Source organism: Brevibacterium sp. SMBL_HHYL_HB1, from assembly GCF_018208375.1.
Taxonomy (GTDB): domain Bacteria; phylum Actinomycetota; class Actinomycetes; order Actinomycetales; family Brevibacteriaceae; genus Brevibacterium; species Brevibacterium intestinavium.
Genome location: NZ_CP062936.1, coordinates 1,407,138 through 1,428,915 on the forward strand (window position 1 = coordinate 1,407,138; position 21,778 = coordinate 1,428,915).

The window sequence follows — 21,778 nt, forward strand, 5'->3', positions numbered from 1 at the left end:
GCTCATGCCTGTGCTCATTCTCGCCCGCCACGCTAAGGCGGAGGCGCAGGGGCCCACCGATTTCGAACGGTCGCTGGATTCCAAGGGTCTGGCCCAAGCTGTCGAGGCCGGCGCCGAGATCGCCGAGCGGTGGTCACCCGATGTGGCCATCGCCTCGGCGGCGCGGCGGACCGTCCAGACCGGGCAGGCCGTCGTCGAAGCGGTCAACCGGGCCCACGGCGGGTCCATCGACGAGCCCGGCAGTCTCTCACTGCGTGAGGACGCCTCGCTCTATGCCGGTGAGATCGCTGACTGGATGGATGCGATCAACTCGATCCCCTCGGATGCGGCCTGTGCCTATATCGTCGGCCACCAGCCCACCGTCTCCGAGGTGATCGGCCACCTCACCCCGGCCGGTGGCGTTCCCACCGGATTCCGTCCCTCCTCGATCGCGGTCTTCGACCTCGACAGCTGGGATCTGGAACCGGGGGAGTACCCGGCACCGCAGATCCGCGTCTTCCACGGAGTCTGAACCGCGCACCGACTGCGCTGCCGTCGCGCTGCCCGGCGGGTGCACCGTGAACCGTCGCTGGATGTTCTCGCACGGCTGAGGCCCTCCGAAACCCTCGGAGGGCCTCAGCCGTGCGCGGCGGCCTCAGGCGCTGGCGCGGGCGGCGATGAGGTCGAGCACCTCGCGCAGATCCCGTGTGGTCACCGAGGCATCGGCGGCCTCGACGAGGGCCGGCTTGGCGCAGAACGCAATGCCGAGGCCGGCCGCCCGGATCATGCCGACGTCATTGGCTCCGTCGCCGACGGCCACCGTCGCCTCCGGGGCATAGCCTCCCGCGGCGACGAGATCGGTGAAGATCTCAGCCTTCGCGCTGGGATCGATGATCCGCCCGCTCGTACGGCCGGTGAGGATCCCGTCGTCGACCTCGAGCACATTGGCGAAGACATCGGTGATGCCCAACTGTGCGGCCACGGGAGCGATGATCGCAGTGAAGCCGCCGGACACCAGCGCCACCTGACCGCCGGAGTCCTGCACTGCGGCGACGAGCTCGGCCGCGCCCTCGGTCAGGGTGATCTGAGAACGCACTTCGTCGAGCACGGATTCCGGAAGTCCCGACAGCAGAGCGACGCGTTCGGCCAGGGAACCGGTGAAGTCGATGAGACCGGCCATGGCCCGTTCGGTGATGTCGGCGACCTGCTCCCCGACCCCGGCGTGGGCGGCGATGAGATCGATGACCTCCTCATTGATGAACGTCGAATCGACGTCCATGACGAGCAGCTGGACAGGGATCTGGGCGGGCTTCGACTCATTCACCCCTTCATCGTAGCCACTGCCGTGATGTAGTCGGCCGCGGCGGGGTGCAGCTGGGACAGCAGGGCGCCGAACTGCGGCGGGTCCACCGTGGCCGGGGCGAGCACACCGGCCATCCGGTGATGGATGTCGAGAGCGGCGTAGATCGCCCGCGAATCGGCCTCGGTGGGGATCAGGCGTGAGATCGGATGCGTCGTCGACAGCTCCTCCTGCCAGTCCCGCCACGGCCCCTGCCGCCAGTCCTCCGGGACCTCGAGGGATTCGACGAGGCTGAGCCCCTCCATCACGAGCAGACGCAGCCGACGCAGGGCCTCAGCGGAAGTGCCCACGGTGACCGGGCGGAAGAGTGTGGGCCGGCAGGCGATGATCTCGACATCGGCCTCGGCGCCGACGAGCGCGATCGCCGCCTGCTCGGGCCCGCGGTGGAGCACGACCGGGGCGCTGTGGCGTCCGACCTTCGTGCGGGCGGCGCGGTCGACCGGGGGAGTCGTGTGCGGCAGCGATGGGTGGTGCAGCGCCAACCGGGCGTGGGTGATCCCGGCCGCGGCCGCCTCGGCGACGAAGAGCAGCAGACCGGTCGGGGCAGGGGTGGCGAACACCTCGTCGGAGACGATGAGAGGAACATCACGATCATCATCGAGGAACGCGGCACTGACCTCGTCAGGGGGCAGGGTCGAGCGCAGACGATGATTGATCGCCAGGGTCAGCAGCAGTGAGTCGGTCGTTGGGTCCATGTCGAACCAGAATAGACGCACCCGCCTGCGATAGAGTCTGAGGATATGAGTGATGTCCTGACTTTGGAATCCGTGTCCGTGCGCCGAGGAACCGAGTTCCTCCTCGAAGATTTCTCGCTGACCGTCGCCGAGGGCGAGCACTGGGCCGTGCTCGGACCCAATGGTGCGGGCAAGACCACCCTGCTCGAACTCGCCGCCGGACGCATGCACCCGACGACGGGCACGGTCGGCATCCTCGAAGAGCGCCTCGGACGGGTCGACGTGTTCGAACTGCGTCCGCGCATCGGCTACGCCTCGACGGCGCTGGCCAGTCGGATCCCTCACTCCGAAGCGGTGCTCGACACCGTGCTCACCGCCGCCTACGGGGTCACCGGCCGGTGGGTCGAGGAGTACGAACAGGACGATATCGACCGTGCACACGATCTGCTGGCGGCGTTCAACATCACACAGCTGGCCGATCGGACCTTCGGCACCCTGTCCGAAGGCGAACGCAAGCGCGTCCAGATCGCACGTGCGCTGATGACCGATCCCGAACTGCTGCTGCTCGACGAACCGGCCTCGGGCCTCGACTTCGGCGGCCGTGAGGAGCTGCTGGGCGCCCTGTCGGAGATCCTCGCATCGAAGTGGGCGCCTGCCACGATCATGGTCACCCACCACGTCGAGGAGATCCCGGCCGGGATCACTCACGTGCTCCTGCTGTCCGAGGGCACGGACCTGGCGGCCGGGCCGATCGAGGACACGCTCACCGCGGACAATCTCGCCGCAACCTTCGGACTCGACGTCAAGCTCACCCGCGACGGTCAGCGCTACCACGCCCTCGCCGCGCGCTGAGCATGGAGCTGTGGCAGAGTCTCAGCCTCGAACCGTGGCAGATCGCCCTGATCGTCCTCGCCGGAGTGGCGGCCGGTGCCATCAACGCCGTCGTCGGCTCCGGCACGCTGATCACCTTCCCCGCACTGGTGGCCTTCGGCGTCGCGCCCGTGGTGTCGACGATGAGCAACGCCGTCGGGCTCATCCCCGGCAACATCGCCTCCTCGTTCGGCTACCGGGAGGAGCTGCGCGGCCAGTGGAGGCGGATCCTCGGATTCGTCCCCGCGTCCCTGCTGGGGTCCCTGACCGGGGCCTATCTGCTGCTCCACCTGCCCGAGGACGCCTTCGAGACGATCGTGCCCGTCCTCCTCGTCGTAGCCCTGATCATGGTCGTCGGCCAGCCGTACCTGTCCCGCTATCTCAAGGAGCGCTCCCTGCGCCGGGCACACGAGGCCGGTATCGAACACGCCACCGTCGGCGACCGACTCTCGACCGGCCGCTACCTGGCCGTGCTGCTCGTCGTCTTCCTCACCGCCGTCTACGGCGGCTACTTCGCCGCGGCCCAGGGCATCATCCTCATCGCCCTGCTCGGTCTGCTCCTGCCCGATGATCTGCAGCGGCTCAACGGGCTGAAGAACGTGCTCGTCCTCGTCGTCAACACCGTCTCGGCGAGCACCTACATCATCGTCGGCCACGATCGGATCAACTGGATCGCCGTGGTCTGCATCGCGATCGGCTCCCTCATCGGCGGCTACTTCGGGGCCCGGATCGGGCGCAGGTTCTCTCCGGTGCTGCTGCGCTCGGTCATCGTCATCCTCGGCATCGTCGCCATCTGGAGGATCCTCACACTGTGAACACACCGGCCAAGGCACCGCTGACCCGGCAGCAGATCATCGACCGCGCGTGCGAACTCGGGATCGCGGTCGAACGGCTGCGGTTCTTCGACGAGGAGACCCTGAACGGCGGCGCGGGCGCAGGAGACGGCGCTGCCAGCGCGGCCGATCTGCATGACTACACTCAGCTGACCGATGTCGGACTGCGCCGAGTCCGGGAACCGGCCGAAGGGCTGTTCATCGCCGAATCCTCGAAGATCATCCGCCGCGCCCACGCCTCCGGGCTGCGGCCGCGGTCCTACCTGACCAGCCCGAAATGGCTGTTCGACCTCGCCGACGTCATCGCCGACAGCGACGTCCCGATCTTCATCGGCACCGATGCCGCCGTCGAGACGCTGACCGGCTTCCACCTCCACCGAGGCGCCCTGGCCGCGATGCACCGACCGGTGCTGGCCGATCCCGCCTCGATCGTCGCCGACGCCCGACGCCTGGTCATCATCGAAGACATCGTCGACCACACGAACGTCGGTGCGATCTTCCGTTCGGCGGCGGCCTTCGGAGTCGACGCCGTCCTCGTCACCCCGCGCTGCGCCGATCCGCTCTACCGGCGCTCGATCAGAGTCTCCATGGGCACGGTGTTCCAGGTCCCCTGGACGCGGATCGAATCCTGGCCCGACGGGATCCGCACACTGCAGGAGCACGGTTTCCACCTTGCGGCGCTGGCTCTCGACGATGATTCCGTCGGGCTGCGGGAATTCGCCGCCGCCGCCCCCGAACGCACCGCGGTCGTCTTCGGCACCGAGGGCGACGGGCTGCGCAGGTCGACGATCGCCGCCTGCGATTCGACCGTGATGATTCCCATGAGCGGGGGAGTCGACTCCCTCAACGTCGCAGCCGCCTCGGCGGTGACCTGCTTCGCCCTGCAGACGGATGAGTCGTCCGTCGCCCAGTGACGATCGCAGTCTGCCGATCCGATGATCGCGCTCATATCCGTATGATCGTCTCGGACGGACAGTGACCTTGTCCCCACCCCCGACAGAGAGGACCTCAGTGGACCGCAGCACGCTTGCCCATGCCCTTGAGGCTGCAAGGATCACCGGCGAAGTCGCCACCCCGCGAGAGAACAATCTCTCCCACATCCACCGCTTCCTCGCCCAGGAGCGCCAATTCGACTTCGGCGTCGAACTCACCCGCGACTGGGACTATGACGCCGTGTTCGCGCTCATGGTCGAGAAGGCCGGTCTGCGGCCCGATCCCGGATTCGTCGAGGGCGTGGACACGATCTCCACCGAGGCCTGCATCGAGGCTTTGGAGAAGCTCGCCGAGGCGGTCGGTCAGGTGAGCCGGGACGGCGGCCGCATCCTGTTCGCCACCGGCCATCCGGCCGGCCTGCTGCCGGTGCACATGGCCATCGCCGCCGCCGCAAGATCGGCAGGAGCCGTCATCGACACCTGCGACCACGTCATCGCCGTGCCCGAGGTCGGCGGCGACGTCCGCCAGATCCACGACGTGTGGACCTGGCACCTGCACGGAGGCAGTCCGCACACGCACCTGGCCGAACCCATGCGCGCCCTCCTCGACGACTTCGCAGCCCGTGGCGAACCGGCCCCGGACCTCATCATCGCCGATCACGGATGGGCCGGTGCGGCCGCGAGCCGAGGGCTGCGCACGATCGGCTATGCCGACTGCAACGACCCGGCACTGTTCGTCGCCGAAGCACAGGGTCAGATCGAGGCCACCGTGCCCTTGGACGACGATGTGGTCCCGAACCTCTACGCCCCGCTCATCGACTACGTCATCGACCGGGCGGGATTGGGCTGAGCCGCCAGCCGGTGCGGACGCGTCCGGGGCCGCGGCCACGGTTCAGCCGATCTCGTTGGCCAGACCTTCGACCACCTCGGCGCCGGGCAGGGAAGCCAGCGCCGCACCGGAGAGCAGGATCTTCGACCCGCGGATGCCGGAGCCGATGATGAGCTCCCTCGCCTCGGCGACACGGGAGTCGATGAGCACCCGGTAGTTCTCGGGCAGACCGATCGGACCGATGCCGCCGTATTCCATCCCGGACTCGGCCACCGCCCGATCGAGCGGCAGGAATGAGGCCTTGCGGACGTCGAGGAGCTTCTTGACGCGCTTGTTGACATCGGCACGGGTGTTCGCGAGCACCATGCACGCCGCGATCCGCTCCTCACCGGACCGGGACCCGGCCACGAGCACGCAGTTCGCCGAGGTCGCCGGGCTCAGATCCGTGGCGTCGAGCAGGGCTGCGGTATCGGCGATCTGCGGGTCGATGGCGAAGACCTCGACCTCACCGGTGATCGTGGCCAACGCCGCCGCGGTCGATTCGGCCAGGAGTTCGGGGGCCGATTCGGCCGGCTGGAGCGTGAACTGGGTGGAGATGCGTTCTTTCGTGGTCATGGCCACAGTGTATGAGATCGGTGTCGAATCGCTTTGTCCCCTCCCATCAGTTAGAATGGACTGTCGCTTCGTGTCCGGTTCCTACGGTTCGGAGCGTGTCCAGCAGACGAATTCGGGCACTGGCGGATGGGCCGACCCATACCAGGCGCCTGAGAGAATTCAGCAGAGGTAAGAATATGAAGAAGGACATCCATCCGGAGTACGCCCCGATCGTGTTCAACGATCTGGCCTCCGGCACCAAGTTCCTCACCCGCTCCACCGCCACGAGCGAGAAGACCATCGAGTGGGAGGACGGCAACACCTACCCGGTGATCGACGTCGAGATCTCTTCCGCTTCGCACCCGTTCTACACCGGCAAGCAGCGCATCCTCGACTCCGCCGGCCGCGTGGAGAAGTTCAAGGACCGCTACAAGAGCTTCGGCAAGCGCTGAGCGCGCCTCGGCTGCGGCCGAGAGCAGGCGTTCTTCGGACGCCCTCAGCACTGCGTGAACTGCCCCGCACACCGATCGGTGTGCGGGGCAGTTCGCGTCTAACGTGGCTGGCCTGGGCGGCCACGCGCGAGGCCCTCAGCTGACGGTGACCGAAACCTCGGATGAGGGCTGAGTGCGGGCCGCCGGGTGCAGCAGCGAGGCGACGCCGGTGGCGTTGTCGAGACAGTTCGCGATTCCGTGGGCGACCTTCTCCTTCGCCGCGATCACGGCCTCGCGGATGGTCAGACCGGTGGCGATTCCGGCGGCGATCGAGGACGCGAAGGAGCAGCCTGCCCCATTGACGAGCTTGTCGTTGACCTTGCGCGAGCGCAGTGTCGTCACGGCCTGACCGTCGAAGAGGATATCGACGGCGTCATCGCCGGCCAGACGGGCCCCGCCCTTGACGACGACATTGCTCGCGCCCTGGGCGTGGATGATCTTCGCCGACTCGACCATGCCCTCGACGGAGTCGATGGGATCGAGATCGGCCAGCGTGGCGGCTTCCTCGAGGTTCGGGGTGATGACGGTGGCCAGGGGCACGAGGTTCTTCACGAAGAGGTCCTTGAGGTCGACCATGGTGCCCACGCCCTTGCACACGAGCACCGGGTCGAAGACATAGGGCAGCTCGTTGGTCGCCAACTTCTCGGCAAGGACCAGCGCCGAGTCGACGGATCCGAGCATTCCGGATTTGATGGTGTCGAAGCTGTGCACGGCCAGCGTCGATTCGAGCTGGCGAGTGACGACTTCGGGGTCGATGAATTCGACGACGTGGGCGAAGCGGTCGTTCGGGTCGAAGGTGACGATGCAGGTGACGACGGCGGTGCCGAAGGCTCCGTACTCCTCGAACATCTTCAGGTCGGCTTCGAGTCCTGCGCCTCCCGACACATCGGAGCCGGCAATGGTGAGCACTTTGGCGGTCATGGTGGTCCTTTCGGGTAAAGCTGACGCGAAGAATTCTACGCGGGTTCAGGCGCCTGCGTAGCCGTGCTGCCGCCACGCTTCGTAGATGGCGATCGAGGCCGAATTCGCGAGATTGAGTGAGCGGCGAGCCGGCAGCATGGGGATGCGCACCGCCCTGTTCACGTGCTCGTCGTCGATGACCGACTCGGGCAGCCCGGTCGACTCCCGACCGAACAGGAGGACATCGCCGTCACGGTAGTCCACCTCGGCGAAGGAATCGGTCGTGTGTGTGCTGAAGGCGATCACACGGCGGTCGCCGAGGTGTTCCCACAGGTCGGCCAGCGACCGATGGACCGTGACGTGGGCGAGGTCGTGGTAGTCGAGTCCGGCCCTGCGCAGCTTCGCATCGGACAGATCGAACCCGAGCGGTTCGACGAGGTGGAGGTGAGCCCCGGTGACCGCGGCGAGCCGAATGGCATTGCCCGTGTTGCCGGGGATCTCGGGAGTGTGGAAGACGATGTCGATGTTCATCACCCTCTCATCTTCTCACTGCCGGCGCTGCCGTCCTGCCACGCGGTCGGCTCCGGTGCCGGTTCGCCGTGCGGTGACCGCGATCTGTCACCGGTCCGATCGGCGTACGAGGAGGTAGCCCTGCCGGTTCGCCTCGGGATACCTGCCGGCCCGCTCCGGCTCGCGTTCGAGACGGGTGACCGGTGAGAACCCGTGCGGTTCGAGGGCGGAGACCACCTGGTCGAACGAGCGTCGGTGGAAGTCGAGGTCGATCGCGGTGCCCGCCAGGTCCGAGACGTGGTCGACGCGGTCGCCGAGCTGGAAGGCCAGCTGGAACCACCCGCCGGGGCGGAGGATCCGGGCCGCCTCGGCGAAGACGACGGCGAGTTCGTCATCGGGGATGTGGATGATCGAATACCACGCCACGAGCCCGGCGAAGGACGCGTCCGAATGGGGAAGAGCGGACATCGTCCCGATGTCGAAGTCGAGATTCGGGTAGAGGTCCCGGGCGAGTCCGACCATGGCGGGGGAGAGGTCGAGGCCGCTCGGGGACAGGCCGAGGGCGGCGAGGAAGGCGGTGATGCGACCAGGACCGCACCCGATGTCGAGGACCTCGGCGGATCCGGTGGAGAGCACGAGCTCGGAGAAGGCACCGAGCACGGCGCGGTCGTGGGGCCTGGCGGTCAGCTCGTCTGCGATCCAGTCCGCATAGGCCTCGGCGATCGCGTCATAGGAATCACGGGTCGGCCGCTCGCGGCTGCTGCTTTTGCCGTTGTCGCTGATGCTGGCGTCGGTCATGACGTCACCCTACCGGCGCGCACTGACGCGAATCGCGATGGCCTCGGTTCAAACGAAGACGAATCGAATCCGAACACGCTTCGATGCTCAGATGATGTGATCGAATCGATTGGTGTGTCAGTGCCGACCTCTAGAGTGATGGCACGGTCGGTGGCCATGGGGGCTGTCGGACCGGAGGACCGAGAGGTGGGGCACCATGCGGAGCGAGGAAACGGCTGGTACGGCGAAACTCGACACGGCGAAGACTCGGGAGATCGAAACGCTGAGCGTCGACCCGGACGACTGCGGCGGCGCTGAGGCCGAGTCCGATCTCAGCGGGCTCAGCGGTGAGGAGATCGTCACCGATATCCGCCGCAACATCTCGTGCATCTCCTTCTGCCACGCTCGGGTCATCGCCCTCATCGACGAGGCGGAGCGACGCGGGCTGTGGGCGGAGTGGGTCGGGGTGAAGACCCTGCCCGAATGGGTCATGCATGTGGCCTCGGTGAGCATGCACACCGCACGCGAATACGTCAGGCTGATGACAGCGCTGCGAGAAATGCCGAAAGTGAACAAGAGCCTGGCTGCCGGCGAGGTCAGCTTCTCGAAGGTGCGGGAGGTGACGCGGATCGGGGAGCGGATCGGTGATGAGGAGGCGCTGCGCTTGGCCACCCTTGCCACGGGCAGCCAGATCAGCCGCATCTGCCGGGACTATCAGCAGCTGTCTGCCGAGATCGAGTCCGGGCCGCTGCCGGTCCGCCTGCCGCAGGACTGTGTGACCATGCGTCAGGTCGCCCCCGGCCGGACCCGCATCACGATCGACCTCGAGGAGGATGAGGCCGCGGAGCTCTTCACGATGCTCGATTCCGCCCGCCACGTCCTCGAACAGCGCGAAGCCGCAGGCCAGCGGGCCGCGGCGGATGGGGCCGGCGCCGAGGACCGCTCGGAGGATGAGGACGAAGTGTCCCATGAGCCGATCTCGCAGGTGATGTGCCTGATGGAGATCGTCCACGCCTTTCCTCGTGCCGAACAGGCCGGTGCGGTCGATGCCGACCGTGCCCGAATGCTCATTCACGCCTCCGCCGAGGTGGTCACCCGTGCCGGCGCCGTCCTGAGCGCCGGCGGCACCGGTGCCGACGTCCCCGCGGGGACGCTGCCCGATGCCGGTGCCTGCGCAGAGACGACGGAGGCAGGGGCAGGCGAGGCAGGGGCGGACACGACCTGCAGGATCGAGGGGTTCGGCGGCATCACCGCCGCGACAGCGGAGCGGCTGAGCTGTGAGGCACTCATCAGTGGGGTGATCAAGGGCGCCGATGGCGACGTCCTCATGCTCGGCCGGTCGAAGCGGCTGGTGAGCAGACGCCAGAGACTGGCGCTGAGCGTGCGCGACGCCTGCTGCCAATTCCCCGGGTGCCGTTCCCGCAGGCGGTGCGACGCCCACCACATCCGGCCCTGGTCACAGGGCGGGGCGACCGATCTGGACAACCTCATCCTGCTCTGCCGACGCCACCACACCGTGGTGCACAAGCATCAGCTGCGCATCGAACGCACCGGGGCGGCCTTCGCGGGAGCGATGCAAGGGCTCGCGGCCTTCGCCTTCTCCCTGCCCGACGGCTCTCAGCTGCTGCCCCTGGAGAGCCGGGCGAGAGGCCGCGCGATGTTCGACACCGCGGTCCAGGTCGCCAGAATCGAGGCGGCGACCGCCGATGCGGACCCGGGCACAGTCGGCGGCGGTTACGGCTTTGACCGGGACTTCTGCATCGCTTGGATGTTCGAGGCCGAATCGCGACATGCCCGGGAGAGCAATGCGGTCGTCTGAATCTTGCCAATTTAGAACACCAGTTCGATAATGGATGTCATGTCAGCAGCACCGGTCGTCGAACAGCTCAGCCGGGAGATGGGGATCTCCACGGCCACGGCTCTGTTCGACAGGATCCCGCCTCATCCGGTGGAACCTGTGCTCTCTCCGCTGTTCCGCCGCGGCGGCCTGCCCCGAGGCGAGCTCGTCACCGTCACCGGTGAGCTGTCCCTCAGCTGCGCCCTGGCGACGATCGCCGCTGCGACCCGGGAGCAGAAGTGGTCTGCCGGCATCGGCCTCGGCGAACCAGCGGTGTCCTCCATCGCGGACCTGGGCGTCGATCTCGATCATTTCGTCAACCTGGCCACCCCCGGCGAGGACTGGCTGCGCGTGGCCTCGATCCTCATCGAGTCCTTCGACATCGTCCTCGTCGATCCCGGGTTCCTCCCGAGCCCTTCCGAGCGTGCTCGACTCCTGGCCAAGGTCCGCGAGCGGCGGATGAGCCTCATCAGCCTCCGTCCCCTGACCGGCAGCACGGAGCAGATCGAGATCACGCACACGCGGTGGTCGGGTGCCGAACGAGGCCGAGGGCGTTTGCAGTCCTGCCTCGTCCGCGCCCGCTCGCAGACCGGCAGCCACCGATTCCTGCTGCCGGGTCCGACCGGGACTCCTGCTGCGGTCCCCGCGGGGACGTCGGACGCGACCACGACGCTCGCAGCACCCGGATCGACCGCCGCACCGGCGGCGACCTCTGAACCGGCCTCGGCCGCCGACTCGGCAGACCCCCGGTGGACGACGATCACGCATCTGCGGCAGGTGATCGGCAGTGTCCGGTGAGCGCATCCTCGTCCTCACGGTGCCCGATTGGCCGGCCGTGGCCGCCGCGGCAGAACACGGGATCGGTCCGGGCAGGCCGGTTGCGGTTCTCCACGGGGGACGGGTCATCGCCGCCAATGCCCCCGCTCGTGCGGCCGGCGTCGCCGTCGGAGACAACAAGCGAGCCGTCGGGTTCCGGTGCCCTGAGGCCCAGGTCGTGGTCTGGGACGAGGACGCGGACAATCGGCACTTCTGCGCCGGAGTCGGAGCTCTCGAGGACCTCGTCGCCCGGTTCACCCTGCTCAGTCCGGGAAGGCTGGCGATCCCGCTCGACTCCCTCAGACACGGCTACCGTGACGAGTCCAGCGCTGTCGAGGCCCTGGTCTCCGCGCTTGTGACCGAGACCGGTTGGGAGTTCTTCCCCGGCATCGCCGACACCGTCTTCGCCGCGGTGCTCGCCTCCGGGCAGGCCCGTCGGGTCGAGCCCGGACGGACCGTGGACTTCCTGGCTGACCAGTCGATCACGACCCTCGAATATGCCGGGGCCGAGGCGACCGAACTGATCGACGTCTTCCTGCAGCTGGGTCTGCGGACCCTCGGCGACCTGGCCCGGCTCGAAGCCAGGGACGTGAACTCACGCTTCGGAGCCGTCGGGCGGCATGTCCACGCACTGGCCTCCGGCGTGGCGAGCAGACCGCTGGCCGAACATGTCCGGGCAGAGTCCCTCGAGGTCGAGCTCGACCTCGACACGCCGACGACCCGCAGCGACACCCTCGGCTTCCTCGCCCGACAGCTCGGTGCAGAACTGCTGACCAAGGTGCGCAGGCAAGGGCTGGTCTGCACCCAGATCACGATCGAACTGGACGCGGCGGCCGGACAGTCCTCGTCCCGGACCTGGCGGATCGAGGACATGCAGGAGAACGCGATCGCGGATCGGCTGCGGTGGCAGGCCGAAGGCTGGCTGGCCGGGGCAGCCGTCGCAGCACACGCCGGGGCAGGGCCGAAGCCAGGACCACGGCGCGGTGGCGAGGACCCGCACCTTCTCGACCTCGTCGACGAACCGGCCCCCGATGTCGAGGACTTCTCCGCAGACGGCATCATCGCCCTGCGTCTCATCGCGGCGGAGCTGACCACTCCGATCGGAGCCACGAGGAGCCTGTTCGAGGAGAACACCGGTCAGATCACCCACACGCTCGAACGCCTGCAGGGGCTGTTCGGCCCGGATTCGGTCCTCGTCCCGGGGCTCCAGGGCGGTTGGGATCCGGCCGAGACGAATCTGTGGACCCCCTGGCAGCAGACGGCCGTGCCCGAACGCAGTCCCGCGGCTCCCTGGCCCGGTGCTCTGCACGCGCCCCGCCCGACCACCGTCGAACACTCGGCCGTCGATGTGTTCGCCGCGGACGGCTCGCCGGTGGAGGCTCGACCCTCGGGGCTGGGGGCCGCACCGGCGACGATCAGATTCCCCACCGGGGAGACCGAGGCGATCACCGACTACTCCGGCTCCTGGCCCATCGAATCCCGGTGGTGGGATCCGGATCGGGTCGTCTACCGGACCCGGCTGCAGGTGGTGACCGATTCGGGGCGGGCCCTTCTGCTGAGCAGGGAGCGCGGCCAGTGGTATCTCACCGGCCGCTACCGCTGACCCGGCCCGCAAGTGACAGACGCGCACAAGAGGCTGACTCGGCACACAGACAGATGGAAGGGAAGAGAGGAGGCGCCGATGGGATTCTCGAACCCGCGCACCCCCTGGTCGAAGCTGGCCCGCAGGCTCGAGGGCAAGGACAGCCCGCCCGTCGACAGACACGCGGACGGCTCCGATGCCCCGGCGTTCTCCCGCCCCGACCGCTACCGGGCCTCGGTCGGGCCCCGCGGTCCCGACAGTCGGGACCGATACCACGGTGCGACCACCGATGGTGCGGAGGCGAGCCGCGGACCGCGGCTGCGGACCGCGAGCGTGGAGTGGGCGGAGCTGCACGTGCACTCCCATTTCAGCTTCCTCGACGGGGCCTCCGACCCCGAGGAACTCGTGGCCGCCGGTGCCGCCGCCGGGCTGACCTCCCTGGCCCTGACCGATCACAACGGTCTCTACGGTGCGGTCCGCTTCGCCCACGCCGCCGCCGAGGTGGGCCTGCCCACCGTCTTCGGGGCCGAACTGTCCGTGGGGCTGAGGGAGAAGATCCCCGGGCAGACCGATCCCGAGGCCACCCACCTGCTCGTCCTCGCCCGCAGCGTCGACGGCTACCACCGGCTCTCGCAGGCCATCACCGAGGCGAATCTGCGCGGAGAGAAGAACCGTCCCGTGTTCGACCTCGAGGAGCTGGCGGCGATGGACGGGGACTGGACGATCCTCACAGGCTGCCGCAAGGGGCCGCTGCGGCGCGCGCTCGGCGACGCCGACGGCGGTCTCGGCGCCCTGCGCGAACTCACGAGGCTCTTCGGCCCCGACCGTCTGGCCGTCGAACTCAGTCGGGACGGGACCCCGGACGACGATGAGCGGCTGTGCCACCTCGGCGATCTGGCCCAGCGGATGCGCCTGCCGGTCGTGGCCAGCAACGCAGTCCACTTCGCCACCCGCGCCCAGTGGAGATCCGCGCAGGTGAGAGCCTCGGTGCGGTCGCGGCTGTCGCTCGACGAGCTGGCCGGGTGGCTGCCGGCGACGGCGAACGCCCGGATCCACACGGGTCAGGAGATGGCCGCGAGGTTCCCACGGCAGGCGCTGGAGAACGCGGTGCGGATCGGGCGGGAATGCTCCTTCGTCCTCGGCTCGGCCCGCCCCGATCTGCCCCGGGCGCCGATGCCCGATGACGGCGACGGCGAAGCGTATCTGCGTGGCCTCATCGCCGAACGCGGACGGCACCGCTACGGGTCGAGGGCCGAGAATCCGCGGGCCTGGGAGCAGCTGGACCGGGAGATGGACATGATCGCGCAGCTGGGTTTCTGCGGCTATTTCCTCATCGTCTTCGACATCACCGAATTCTGCCGCCATATGGGCATCTTCTGTCAGGGGAGGGGCTCGGCGGCGAACTCCGCGGTCTGCTTCGTCCTCGGCATCACGGCCGTCGACGCGGTCAAACACGATCTGCTCTTCGACCGGTTCCTGTCCCCGGACCGCAAAGGGTATCCGGACATCGACATCGACATCGAATCCGGACGGCGCGAAGAGGTCATCCAGTACGTCTACGACCACTTCGGCCGGGACCGTGCGGCCCAGGTCGCCAATGTCATCACCTACCGGGCGAAATCGGCCATCCGGGACGCCGCATTCAGCCTCGGCTACGCTCCCGGCCAGCAGGACGCGTTCTCGAAGGCGAGCAACCGGTGGTCGAGCCTGCCCGAGGCCGAGGAATCGACGGTCCCCGCACCCGTGCTCGGCATCGCCGGCGACCTGCTCGGCTCGCCCCGGCATCTGGGCATCCACTCCGGCGGCATGATCCTCGCCGACCGGCCCATCGGTCAGGTGGTCCCGATCGAGAAGGCCACGATGGGCCACCGCACCGTGGTGCAGTGGGACAAGGACGACTGTGCGGCCATGGAGTTGGTGAAGTTCGATCTGCTCGGTCTGGGCATGCTCACCGCCCTGCACGAGATGGTCGAGCTCGTCCACCGGCACACGGGCATCCTCATCGACCGGGCGGAGATCGACGATGAGGACGAACGGGTCTACGAGATGCTCTGCCGCGCCGATGCGATCGGGGTCTTCCAGGTCGAATCCCGTGCCCAGCTCGCGACCCTGCCGAGGCTGCGACCGCGGACCTTCTACGATCTGGCCGTCCAGGTCGCCCTCATCCGCCCGGGCCCGATCCAAGGCGGCTCCGTCCACCCCTACATCCGCAGACGGCAGGGCATCGACGAAGTCGAATACCTCCATCCGCTGCTGGAGAATTCGCTGTCCAAGACTTACGGGGTGCCGCTGTTCCAGGAGCAGCTGATGCAGATGGCCATCGATGTCGGCGGTTTCACCGGGGCCGATGCCGACCGGCTCCGGCAGGCCATGGGCTCGCGCCGGTCGGAGAGGCGGATGGCCGAACTGGCCGAGAAGTTCCGCACCGGGGCCCTGGCCCGCGGGGTCGCCGAGGACACCGCCGAGGCGATCTTCGCCACCATCGCGGCCTTCGCGAACTACGGGTTCCCCGAATCGCACGCCATCAGCTTCGCCAACCTCGTCTATCAGTCCGCCTGGTTCAAGTGCCACCACCATGCGGCCTTCACCGCCGGTCTGCTGCGCAGCCAGCCGATGGGCTTCTACTCCCCGCAGTCGCTCATCGCCGATGCCCGCCGGCACGGGGTGCCGATCCTGCCGGTCGACATCGGCCTTTCGCAGGCCGCGACCGATCTCGAATGGGTCGGACCCGAACCCGCCTCGGCGACGACCGGAACCGGTGCGGGAGGAGACGGGAACGACACGGCCGCCTCGGCGGGGCAGCTGGGGATCCGCTTGGGCTTGGACTCGGTCGCCCATGTCGGATCCTTCGCCGAGGTGATCGTCCGTGAGCGCGAGATCGCCCCCTTCACCTCGGTGGCGGATCTGGCCGAACGGACCGGCATCGGCAAGCAGGCGCTGGAGAGCCTGGCCACGGCGGGAGCCCTGGCCGGGTTCGATCTCGACCGCAGGCAGGCGCTGTGGCTGGCCGGGGGAGTCGCTGGTGCCCATCCGGGCCTGCTGCCGGGAACGGCGTCGGTGGATTCGGCCCCGAGCCTTCCGGCCATGGACGCCTTCGACACGACCCTGGCCGAACTCTTCTCCACCGGGATCACCGTCGACGGCTACCCGACGGAGATCCTGCGCGAGCAGCTGAGCGCGCGCGGGTTCTCCTCGACCGCGGATGCGGCGGAAGCTGAGGACGGGACCCGGATGACGGTGGCCGCGATCGTCACTCACCGGCAGCGTCCGGCCACGGCCTCGGGAATCACCTTCATCAACCTCGAAGACGAATTCGGGATGCTGAACGTCGTGGCCACCGCCGGGCTGATGAAGCGCTTCCGCACGGTCGCGACCTCCCGCAACGCCCTGGCCGTGACCGGTCTGATCCAGCGCGGGGGAGACGTCGTCAGCCTCTATGCGCACAAGCTCATCCCGCTCGAGGTGCAGCTGCCGACGAAGGCCCGGAACTTCCGCTGACCGACCTGCCTGTGACGAAACATGACAGACGATGACGTCAACATGACAGACCGGCGGGCTCACGGGAGAGAAGTCGATGACAGTGGACACAGCACCCCCGCACCAGCCACCACCGAGGCACTCACAGAGGAGGCGCCATGAGCCAGTCATTCGACACCCGCCAGATCCACGCCGGGCAGAGCCCCGACCCGACCACCGGTTCCCGAGCCCTGCCGATCCACCAGACCACTTCGTACGTCTTCGACAGCAATGAGACCGCGGCCAACCGCTTCGCCCTGTCCGATCTCGGCCCGATCTACACCCGCATCACGAATCCGACCACCGAGGTCGTGGAGAACCGCATCGCCGACCTCGAGGGCGGCGTGCACGCGGTCCTGACCGCATCCGGACAGTCCGCGGCGCTCCTGGCGATCACGAACATCGCCGGTGCCGGCGACCACATCGTGGCCAGCTCCAGCCTCTACGGCGGCACCCAGAACCTGTTCAACGTGACCCTGCGCAAGCTCGGCATCGAGACCACCTTCGTCGACGTGTCCGATCTCGACGAGTGGAAGAGCGCCGTCCAGGACAATACGAAGCTCTTCTTCGCCGAGGTCGTCTCGAATCCCCGCTCCGACGTCCTCGACATCGCCGCGGTCGCCGATATCGCCCATGCCGCCGGTGTTCCCCTCTTCACCGACAACACACTGGCGACCCCGTACCTCGTGCGCCCCATCGAGCACGGCGCCGACGTCGTCATCCACTCGGCGACGAAGTACCTCGGCGGTCACGGCACCTCGATCGCCGGTGTGCTCATCGACAGCGGAAACTTCGACTACGGAGCCCAGCCGGAGAGGTTCCCCGGCTTCAACGAACCCGATGAGTCCTACAACGGCCTCGTCTACGCCCGCGACCTCGGTCCCGACGGCGCGCTCGGCGCGAACGTGTCCTTCGGCATCAAGGCCCGCGTCCAGGGCCTGCGCGACCTCGGGCCCGCGGCCAGCCCGTTCAACGCCTTCCTCATCGCACAGGGGCTCGAGACGCTGAGCCTGCGCATCGCCCGCCATGTCGAGAACGCCGAGAAGGTCGCCGCCTACCTCGAGGACCACTCCCAGGTCACCCGCGTGGCCTATGCCGGACTGGCCTCGAGTCCGTGGAACGAGCTCGCGAAGAAGTACCTGCCTGAGGGTGTGGGTTCGGTCCTGGCCTTCGACATCGCCGGCGGCTACGACGCGGCCGTGGCCTTCGTCGACTCGCTCGAGCTGCACTCGCACGTGGCCAATATCGGCGACGTCCGCTCGCTGGTCATCCACCCGGCGTCGACGACCCATTCGCAGCTGGACGAACAGGCCCAGGAACAGGCCGGTGTCAACCCTGCACTGGTGCGCCTGTCGGTGGGTCTCGAAGGCATCGACGACATCATCGGCGACCTCGACAAGGGCTTCGCAGCAGCAGCGGCGAAGGCGTCGACCGCGGCCTGAGATGACCACCCAGAGCACCTCCGTCGAACGGATCCTGGGCTTCGGCACGGACTCCGGGCACACGTTCGGCACGGTGGAGATCGCCTATGAGACCTTCGGCACTCTCAACTCGGATCGGTCCAATGCGATCCTCATCGAACACGCCCTGACCGGCGATACCCGCGTCACCGAGTGGTGGGCGGGCATCGTCGGTCCCGGCGAGGCCGTGGACACCGACGAGTACTACGTGGTGTGCGCGAATTCGCTCGGCGGCTGCTCGGGCACGACCGGCCCGCAGTCGACCTTCGACGACGGATTGGCCTACGGTTCGCGCTTCCCCGCGGTCTCGATCCGGGACATGGCCCGGCTCGAGCACAACCTCGCCCAGATCCTCGGCATCGACTCGTGGGCGGCCGTCATCGGCGGTTCCATGGGTGGGGCCCGGGCCCTGGAGTTCGCGCTGCTGGACCGGCGGAAGGTGCGCAAGTGCGCGATCCTGGCCGCCCCGGCCTTCTGCGAAGCCGACCAGATCGCCTGGGCGATGATGCAGGAACGGGCGATCGAACTCGATGCCGACTACTACTCCGGAGACTATTCGGCCGTCGGCCGGTTCCCGGCCCAGGGACTCGGTCTGGCCCGCCAGATCGCACACCTGACCTACCGCAACGACGTCGAACTCAACCAGCGCTTCTCCTGCCGGCTGCGGTCCGAGAACTACTACGAGGTGACGTCGTACCTCGACCACCAGGCGAAGAAGCTCACCGCGCGGTTCGACCCGCACAGCTACATCGTGCTCACCCGCGCCCTGCGCGACCATGATGTGCGCCGAGGCCGCTCGAGCGATCTGCGCACGGCGCTGGCGGATGCGTGCACCGACAACCTCGTCGTCTCAGTGTCCTCGGACCGGCTGTTCCCACCCGAACAGGTCGCCGTCCTGGCCGAGGCACTGCCCGGGAAGGTCACCCACGAGGTCCTGGAGTCCCCGGTCGGCCACGACGGGTTCCTCACTGAGACCGAGAAGGTCTCCGCGGTGCTCCGGGACTTCCTGGCCTCCTGAGGGTCCCGGGCAGACAGCAGGCCCCCGCAGTCCGTTCGCTGCGGGGGCCTGGTCGTGTCAGCCGGAATCCGCCGAGTCCGCGTGCACCGGCTGCCGGCGTGGGCCGAGACTCGGCCTACTTCGCTGCGGCCTTCGCCTTCTGCTTGGCGGCCTTGCGCAGCTGCTTCTCGTCGACGGGGTAGTCCTGCTTGGCCCGGGCCCGACGGTAGTAGTCGGCGGCCTCGGCCTGTCGCTGCGCCTCGATGCCGGTCGAGATCGTGGCCCGACGGTGCTCGTGGCCGTATCCGAAGGCATCGACGAGGTCGAGGGCGTTGGCCGTGAGCTTCGCGCACAGACGGCCCAGCGTCTCATTGAGCTGACGCGCCCGCGACATCGGCAGGCGACCGTACATCAGGTGCCAGGCCATGTGCTTCTCGATCAGGCTCAGACCGTAGGTGTCGCGCAGGCGCCGGAAGACCTTCGCCTGGTCGGCATCGGTCTGCTCCCGCATCTTCTCGTCCAGGGCCTTCCACTTCTCCAGCTCCACATAGGCACGCGCCATCTCGATGAGCTCGTGCTGGTGGGTGTTGAACAGATCCGCGGCCTTGTCAGCAGACATCTTCGTGGCCGGCCGCAGGGCCTGGGCGACGTCGGAGACCATGACATCGAGGCGGGTCTCGAGCAGTGTCCGCTGCAGCCGCCCCGAACGGATCCGCCGCTCACCGAGGTTCGGAGTCAGAGCGTCAGAGATCGCCCGGCCCGCATTGGCCAGACCGGTCCGATACAGCGTGTGCTCGGCGGCCTGGGTGCCGATGTAGCGGGCGGCCCCGCCGACGTCGAGGTGCGCGAACTCCTTCGCATAGTCGCCGAGGAGGCGCTTGGCCACCAGCTGCAGCAGCACCGTGTTGTCGCCTTCGAAGGTGGCATAGACGTCGAGGTCGGCGCGGAGGCCGACCAGGCGGTTCTCGGCCATGAAACCGGCACCGCCGCAGGCCTCACGGCACTCCTGGATCACGTCGAGGGCCATCCAGGTCGAATCGGCCTTGAACGCCGCCGCCCGAGTCTCGAGCACGGCACGGTTCTCGTCGGAGTCATCGGCGCCGGAGAAGACCTCCTCGAACGAGGTCAGCAGCTTCTCGTGGGCGAAGGCCGAGGCATAGACGGAGGCCAGGGCCGGCATCAGGCGACGCTGATGCTGCCCGTAGTCGAGCAGCGTGGTCTCCGTGGAGTTGTCACCGGCGGTGAACTGCTTGCGTTCGAGCCCGTAGCGCACGGCGATGTCGAGGGCGAGCTTCGAGGCGACCACGGAGGCGCCATCGAGGGACACACGCCCCTGCACGAGGGTGCCGAGCATGGTGAAGAAACGCCGTCCGGGCGATTCGATGGGGGAGGAGTAGGTGCCGTCGGCGGCCACATCGCCGTAGCGGTTGAGCAGGTTCGTCCGGGCAACGCGCACCGAATCGAAGGCGAGGCGACCGTTGTCCACGCCCTTGAGCCCGCCCTTGTAACCGTCGTCCTCGATCGTGACTCCCGGCAGCGGATCACCGACGTCGTCGCGGACCGGGACGAAGAGCGCATGCACCCCGTGATTGACTCCGGCCGTGATCAGCTGAGCGAAGACCACGGCGGCAGAGGCGTCGCGGGCGGCATTGCCGATGTACTCCTTCGTCGCGGCCCGGAACGGGGTATCGATGACGAATTCCTCGGTCTTCGGATCGTAGGTCGCCGTCGTCGCCACGGAGGCGACGTCCGAACCGTGCCCGATCTCGGTCATCGCGAAGGAGCCGAGGAGGCGACCCGCCTGGGCGTCGAGCAGCCACTTCTCATGCTGCTCGGCATTGCCGAGGTGGAGGATCGCTCCGCCGAAGAGCCCGAACTGGACTCCGGCCTTGATCTGCAGGCTGGGATTGGCCGTGACGGTCTCTTCGAATCCGGCGACGTTCGTGGCGTGTTCGTTCTTTCCGTCCATCTGCGGAGGCAGCCCGGTCATCGGCAGACCGGTCTCGGCCATCATCCCGACACCGGTCAGGGTCTTCGCCCGCGCGGTCTCGAGGTCATCGGCCGGATCGTCATGGGTCGTCGGGTCGAGCGCCAGGCTTCGCCCCGTGCGGCGGGCCTCGGACCACCGTCCGTCGAGAACATCGTTGATGGCCTGTGGGTCAAGCGACAGTTTCATTGTCCTTCTCCTCGTTGTGCGGGCAGGGATGCCCAGAGCCAATGGCTGATGGTGGTGGCGAACTCTTCCGGTCGGTCGGGCCGGGACAGCCAGGTTTCGGTGGCCGCGCGGACGAATCCGATGGCGCCGGCCGACCACAGCTGCGCCTGTTCGCCCTCGAGATCGAGTCGTTCGGCCAGCAGACCGGCGATCGAATTGAAGAACCCCCCGGTCTCCTCGGGGGCGAAGCGGTTGACCGCCGTATCGCAGAAGCGATAGACGTTCGGCGAATCCGCGGCGATCGTGACGAAGGCCCGGATCATCGCCGCCAACGACTCCTGCGCGGCAGCGGCGGAGCTGTCCCGCGCCGAGGCGGCCGTGGCGTCGTCGAGGGATCTGACGATGACGCCCATCGCCCATTCGCCCATGGCCGCCTGGAGCCCCGCCCGATCCGTGAAGTACCGGTAGAGCACGGACTTCGTGGTCCCCGAATGCTCGGAGATCTGGTCCATCGACAGCTCGTCGCCGTACTCGTCGACGACGAGACGGACCGCACGCAGCAGTTCGCGACGGCGCTGGTCGCGGTGCTTCTGCCACCTCGTCGAGCGGCCGTCTGTGATCGATTTCATGGAACCGACAGTATCAGGTACTGTCGGTAACAGCTAA

Annotated in this window: 20 protein-coding genes; 12 read left to right on the top strand and 8 right to left on the bottom strand. The window is 68.0% G+C overall.

Annotated features, from left to right (window positions below; translation table 11 throughout):
* Positions 1-4: 4 nt before the first annotated feature.
* Positions 5-511, top strand: a complete 507-nt coding sequence (locus IG171_RS06465; RefSeq protein ID WP_212130728.1) for a histidine phosphatase family protein — start codon at positions 5-7, stop codon at positions 509-511.
* 123 nt (positions 512-634) lie between these two features.
* Here IG171_RS06465 and serB read toward each other — a convergent pair whose 3' ends face one another.
* Both serB and IG171_RS06475 read right to left on the bottom strand, forming a co-directional pair.
* Positions 635-1,303 carry a phosphoserine phosphatase SerB gene (serB, locus tag IG171_RS06470; protein WP_212130730.1) on the bottom strand — a complete coding sequence of 223 codons (669 nt, stop codon included), beginning with the start codon at positions 1,301-1,303 and terminating at the stop codon, positions 635-637.
* Entirely contained in the window at positions 1,300-2,034 is a 735-nt protein-coding gene (locus tag IG171_RS06475; protein WP_212130732.1) for a hypothetical protein, read from the bottom strand. The genes serB and IG171_RS06475 overlap by 4 nt, the downstream gene beginning before the upstream one ends.
* A gap of 45 nt (positions 2,035-2,079) precedes the next feature.
* Here IG171_RS06475 and IG171_RS06480 point away from each other — a divergent pair, with 45 nt between their 5' ends.
* The 4 genes from IG171_RS06480 to IG171_RS06495 all read left to right on the top strand — a co-directional run bounded on the left by IG171_RS06480 (position 2,080) and on the right by IG171_RS06495 (position 5,498).
* Complete coding sequence (locus tag IG171_RS06480) at positions 2,080-2,865, top strand: ABC transporter ATP-binding protein (protein WP_212130734.1); 786 nt, start codon at positions 2,080-2,082, stop codon at positions 2,863-2,865.
* 2 nt (positions 2,866-2,867) lie between these two features.
* On the top strand, positions 2,868-3,698 hold the full coding sequence (locus IG171_RS06485; protein WP_212130736.1) for a sulfite exporter TauE/SafE family protein: 831 nt from the start codon (positions 2,868-2,870) through the stop codon (positions 3,696-3,698).
* The gene (locus IG171_RS06490) at positions 3,695-4,630 is read left to right on the top strand and encodes an RNA methyltransferase (RefSeq protein ID WP_212130738.1); all 936 of its coding nucleotides are present in this window, start codon (positions 3,695-3,697) and stop codon (positions 4,628-4,630) included. The genes IG171_RS06485 and IG171_RS06490 overlap by 4 nt, the downstream gene beginning before the upstream one ends.
* 97 nt (positions 4,631-4,727) lie before the next feature.
* Positions 4,728-5,498 (top strand): phosphatase, encoded by a 771-nt coding sequence (locus IG171_RS06495; protein WP_212130740.1) that lies wholly within the window; start codon positions 4,728-4,730, stop codon positions 5,496-5,498.
* A gap of 42 nt (positions 5,499-5,540) precedes the next feature.
* Here the strand turns inward: IG171_RS06495 and IG171_RS06500 are convergent, their stop codons facing one another.
* Entirely contained in the window at positions 5,541-6,092 is a 552-nt protein-coding gene (locus tag IG171_RS06500; RefSeq protein WP_212130741.1) for a YbaK/EbsC family protein, read from the bottom strand.
* A 176-nt stretch (positions 6,093-6,268) separates the two neighbouring features.
* On the opposite strand from IG171_RS06500, the gene IG171_RS06505 reads away from it, so the two are divergent.
* Positions 6,269-6,523 carry a type B 50S ribosomal protein L31 gene (locus IG171_RS06505; RefSeq protein WP_212130743.1) on the top strand — a complete coding sequence of 85 codons (255 nt, stop codon included), beginning with the start codon at positions 6,269-6,271 and terminating at the stop codon, positions 6,521-6,523.
* Positions 6,524-6,658: 135 nt separating this feature from the next.
* Here IG171_RS06505 and IG171_RS06510 read toward each other — a convergent pair whose 3' ends face one another.
* The 3 genes from IG171_RS06510 to IG171_RS06520 form a co-directional block, all read right to left on the bottom strand.
* Positions 6,659-7,483 (bottom strand): PfkB family carbohydrate kinase, encoded by an 825-nt coding sequence (locus IG171_RS06510; protein ID WP_212130745.1) that lies wholly within the window; start codon positions 7,481-7,483, stop codon positions 6,659-6,661.
* A gap of 45 nt (positions 7,484-7,528) precedes the next feature.
* Complete coding sequence (locus IG171_RS06515; RefSeq protein WP_212130747.1) at positions 7,529-7,993, bottom strand: tRNA (cytidine(34)-2'-O)-methyltransferase; 465 nt, start codon at positions 7,991-7,993, stop codon at positions 7,529-7,531.
* A gap of 87 nt (positions 7,994-8,080) precedes the next feature.
* Complete coding sequence (locus IG171_RS06520) at positions 8,081-8,770, bottom strand: class I SAM-dependent methyltransferase (protein ID WP_212130749.1); 690 nt, start codon at positions 8,768-8,770, stop codon at positions 8,081-8,083.
* Positions 8,771-8,966: 196 nt separating this feature from the next.
* Here IG171_RS06520 and IG171_RS06525 point away from each other — a divergent pair, with 196 nt between their 5' ends.
* The 6 genes from IG171_RS06525 to IG171_RS06550 all read left to right on the top strand — a co-directional run bounded on the left by IG171_RS06525 (position 8,967) and on the right by IG171_RS06550 (position 18,978).
* On the top strand, positions 8,967-10,568 hold the full coding sequence (locus IG171_RS06525) for an HNH endonuclease signature motif containing protein (protein WP_212130751.1): 1,602 nt from the start codon (positions 8,967-8,969) through the stop codon (positions 10,566-10,568).
* Positions 10,569-10,607: 39 nt separating this feature from the next.
* Positions 10,608-11,384: a DNA recombination/repair protein RecA gene (locus tag IG171_RS06530; protein ID WP_249204133.1), complete on the top strand. Its 777-nt coding sequence runs from the start codon at positions 10,608-10,610 to the stop codon at positions 11,382-11,384.
* Positions 11,374-13,005: a DNA polymerase Y family protein gene (locus tag IG171_RS06535; RefSeq protein WP_212130753.1), complete on the top strand. Its 1,632-nt coding sequence runs from the start codon at positions 11,374-11,376 to the stop codon at positions 13,003-13,005. The genes IG171_RS06530 and IG171_RS06535 overlap by 11 nt, the downstream gene beginning before the upstream one ends.
* A gap of 78 nt (positions 13,006-13,083) precedes the next feature.
* Positions 13,084-16,482, top strand: a complete 3,399-nt coding sequence (locus tag IG171_RS06540) for an error-prone DNA polymerase (RefSeq protein WP_212130755.1) — start codon at positions 13,084-13,086, stop codon at positions 16,480-16,482.
* 137 nt (positions 16,483-16,619) lie between these two features.
* Positions 16,620-17,942 (top strand): aminotransferase class I/II-fold pyridoxal phosphate-dependent enzyme, encoded by a 1,323-nt coding sequence (locus IG171_RS06545; RefSeq protein ID WP_212130757.1) that lies wholly within the window; start codon positions 16,620-16,622, stop codon positions 17,940-17,942.
* Between the two features lies 1 nt (position 17,943).
* Positions 17,944-18,978: a homoserine O-acetyltransferase gene (locus tag IG171_RS06550; protein WP_212130758.1), complete on the top strand. Its 1,035-nt coding sequence runs from the start codon at positions 17,944-17,946 to the stop codon at positions 18,976-18,978.
* 115 nt (positions 18,979-19,093) lie between these two features.
* Here IG171_RS06550 and IG171_RS06555 read toward each other — a convergent pair whose 3' ends face one another.
* Together IG171_RS06555 and IG171_RS06560 are read right to left on the bottom strand one after the other, a co-directional pair.
* Positions 19,094-21,133: an acyl-CoA dehydrogenase gene (locus IG171_RS06555; protein ID WP_212130760.1), complete on the bottom strand. Its 2,040-nt coding sequence runs from the start codon at positions 21,131-21,133 to the stop codon at positions 19,094-19,096.
* Positions 21,130-21,741, bottom strand: a complete 612-nt coding sequence (locus tag IG171_RS06560) for a TetR/AcrR family transcriptional regulator (protein WP_212130762.1) — start codon at positions 21,739-21,741, stop codon at positions 21,130-21,132. Before IG171_RS06560 ends, IG171_RS06555 begins: the two co-directional genes overlap by 4 nt.
* Between the last annotated feature and the right edge of the window lie 37 nt (positions 21,742-21,778).